Raw genomic sequence first — 3,380 nt, 5'->3', positions numbered from 1 at the left:
CCCCCCTTCTGCGTCCGACGTACCGCGATCACTTCGCCGGCACTTCCTCCGCCTTCACCACCACCGGCTCCTGCCCGGCCAACTTCAGCACGGCGTTCACCTGGGTCACGCCCTTCATCGCCGTCTTCATCCGGTTCATCTGGACGTCGATCAACCCGTTGAGCAGATCGTACACCTCGTAGCTCTGCTTCGTGGGCCGGCCCCAGGCGCTCGACACCACGCCCATCAGCGCGCCGATGCGGTTGTTCAGCCGGATGGGATAGTTGAGCGGATCCTCACCGGCGTGGCTCTGCGACTGGTACAGCGAATCGGCCACCGACTGCAGCGTGGAACGCAGCGGCGTCGCCGCCGCCTCGAACGCCGCCTGCTGCGCGGCCGGCACGCTCTTGGCGCGCTCGTCCAGCTGGTACAGCACGTAGCGGATGGTCTTCACGGCGTCGTTGGTTGCCGAGAATTTGTCGCGGATCTTCATGAGCAGCGCGAACTGCGCGTCGTAGTCCGCCTGCGTCACGCCCTTGAGGCGCGGGTCGGGCAGCAGCTTGAACCGCTCCGTGCCCACCGCCTTGCCGTCCACCGACAGCCGCACCTGATAGGTGCCCGGAGGCGCCATCGGGCCCGTGGTGCCCGCGGCCCACAGCAGCATGCCGCGGAATCCGTGCGCATCGGGATACCGCATGTTCCAGCCCGTGAACGTGTTCACGCCCGCCTTGTTCTCGGGCTTGGCCGGCGCGCCGAACCCGCCGCGCCCACCGCCGCGCGGCGCGTCGGGAGCCGGCTCCGCCGACGGCGCCGTGGAGTAGCTGTGGATCAGCGTCCCCCTGGCGTCCAGGAAGTCCAGCGTCACCGTCTTGGCCGGCGCCTTGAGCCAGTACTGCACCACGATCCCGCTGGGCGGATTCTCGCCCGTGGGGTGCACCGCGCGCGTCGGGTTGCCGCCGCGCCCGCCGCGTCCGAATCCGCCGAACCCGCCGCGGCCCGCCGTCTCGCGATACTGATCGTCGGGCTTGAACAGATGCGCGGCGCTCGCCGCCACCTGGTCGTTCATCTGCTCCAGCGACGAGATGTTGTCCATGATGTAGAAGCCGCGGCCGTGCGTGGCGGCGATCAGATCGCCGTCCTTGAACGCCAGGTCGCGCACCGGCACCAGCGGCAGATTGAGCGCCAGCGACTGCCAGGTGTGGCCGTCGTTGGGCGAGAAGTACACCGAACGCTCGGTGCCCGCGAACAGCAGCCCGCGCTTGTTGGGATCCTCGCGCAGCACGCGGGCCGGCTCGGTGTCGGGCAGGTTGGCCTGGATCTGCACCCAGTGCTTGCCGAAGTCCACCGTCTTCCACAGGTACGGGTGGTTGTCGTCCAGCTTGATGCGGTTGGCGGCCACGTAGGCCACGCCGTCCACGTGCGCGCTCGGATCGATGCTCGAGATCTTGGTGTTCTGCGCCAGGCCCTTGGGCGTCACGTCGGTCCACGCCTTGCCGCCGTCGCGCGTCACGTAGATCTTGCCGTCATCCGAGCCCGTCCACAGCTCGCCTTCCTTGATCGGCGATTCGGCGATCACGAAGATCGTCCCGAAATACTCCACCGACGTCTGGTCCTTGGTCAGCGGACCGCCGGCGTCGCCCAGCGTGGCCGGATCGTGGTACGTGAGGTCGGGGCTGATCACCGTCCAGCTGTGTCCCTCGTCGGTGGACTTGAACAGGCTCTGCGCGCCGGCGTACACCACGTTGGAGTTGTGCGCCGACACGATGATCGGGAACGTCCACTGGAACCGGTACTTGAGGTCCTTGGCCGGATGGCCCATCGGATTGTCCGGCCACGGGTTCACGTTCTCGGTGAGTCCCGTCCGCATGTCCTTGCGCGTGAGCAGATTGCCGTAGCTGCCCGCGTACACCACCCACGGCTGGTCGCCGCGCGCCGCCAGCCAGCCCGACTCGCCGCCGCCCGCTTCTTCCCAGTTGGACATGTCCAGCGTGCCGCGGTTGGCGCCGCACACGGTGGACAGGTCCTGCTGCGCGCCGCACACCTTGTACGGAAAATCGTTGGTCGCGATCACGTGATAGAACTGGCCCGTGGCGTAGTCCTGCTCGGTCCACGTCTCGCCGCCATTCTTCGTCACCCGGGCGCCGCCGTCGTCGGTCTCGATCATCCGCTTGGCGTCGTTGCCCGCGATCCACAGATGGTGCGAATCGCCGTGCCCGCCGCCGCGCATGGGACGGAAGGTCTTGCCGCCGTCGGTGGACTTCATGAACGACACGTTGTTGATGTACACCACCTGCGTGTCGGTGGGATCGGCCGTGACCTTCATGTAGTACCAGGCGCGCTGCTTGATCTCGTTGTCGCCGTTCACGAAGTGCCAGGTGGCGCCGGCGTCGCTGGACTTGTACAGCCCGCCCTGCTTGGCCTCGAGCAGCGCCCACACGATCTTCGGGTTGGCCGCCGAGATCGCGAGCCCGCTGTTGCCCCAGATGCCGGCCGGCAGCCCCGGATTGTTCTTCAGCTCCGTCCAGTGGTCGCCGCCGTCGGTGGTCTTGAACATCGTGCTGCCCGCGCCGCCCGACGAGAAGGTCCACGACGTGCGGTACGCCTGCCAGAACGTCACGTAGAGCGTGTTCGGATCGCTGGGATCCATGATCATGTCGCCCACGCCCGTGGAGTCGTTGCGGAACAGGATCTTCTGCCAGGTCTTGCCGCCGTCCTTGGACCGGAACACTCCGCGGTCGGCGTTGGGCGCGAACACGTGCCCGAACGCCCCCACGTACACCTCGTCGGGGTTGGTGGGATTCACGATCACCTTCTCGATCTGGCGCGTGTTGCCCAGCCCCATGAAGCTCCACGTCTTGCCGGCGTCGGTGCTCTTCCACACGCCGTCGCCGTACGAGATGTTGCCGCGAATGGGATACTCGCCGCCGCCCACGTACACGATGTCGGGGTTCGACGGCGCCACGGCGATGGCGCCGATCGTGCCGCCAAAATATCCGTCGGTGGTGGGGAACCAGCTCTCGCCTCCGTCCGTCGTCTTGAAGACGCCGCCCCCCGTGGTGCCCATGTAGTACTCGTTGGGCCGCGCGTCGGAACCGGCGGCCGCTACCGACCGGCCGCCCCGATAGGGACCGATCTCGCGCCAGTGCAGCCCGGTGAACGCCAGGCTATCCAGCGGCACCGACACCATGGCGTTTGCCGTGGTCACCGGACGCGCTGCGCCCGGCTTGGGACGGCCGCCCTGCGCCAGGGCAAGGGAAGGAATACCGGCGATCAGCGCGCCAAACGCGATCGCTCGGAATGAGCGGGACTTGGTCACTTCATCCTCCTGCGGAGTGCTCTCGAGTGGGAAGCAGCGTAACCCCTCAAGATGCGCTCGCGGCACGCCGGAGCGGAAGGGACGC

At 67.5% G+C, this 3,380-nt stretch carries 1 protein-coding gene; it reads right to left on the bottom strand.

Translation table 11 applies throughout. The annotated features are described in order from the left end of the window. Positions 1-28: 28 nt before the first annotated feature. Positions 29-3,295, bottom strand: coding sequence for a glycosyl hydrolase (locus VNE60_11675; protein HVB32178.1), 3,267 nt, complete (start codon positions 3,293-3,295; stop codon positions 29-31). Between the last annotated feature and the right edge of the window lie 85 nt (positions 3,296-3,380).

It is taken from the genome of Gemmatimonadaceae bacterium (genome assembly GCA_035533755.1).
Classification (GTDB): Bacteria; Gemmatimonadota; Gemmatimonadetes; order Gemmatimonadales; family Gemmatimonadaceae; genus JAGWRI01.
This window is presented reverse-complemented; position numbering and strand designations above follow the sequence as displayed.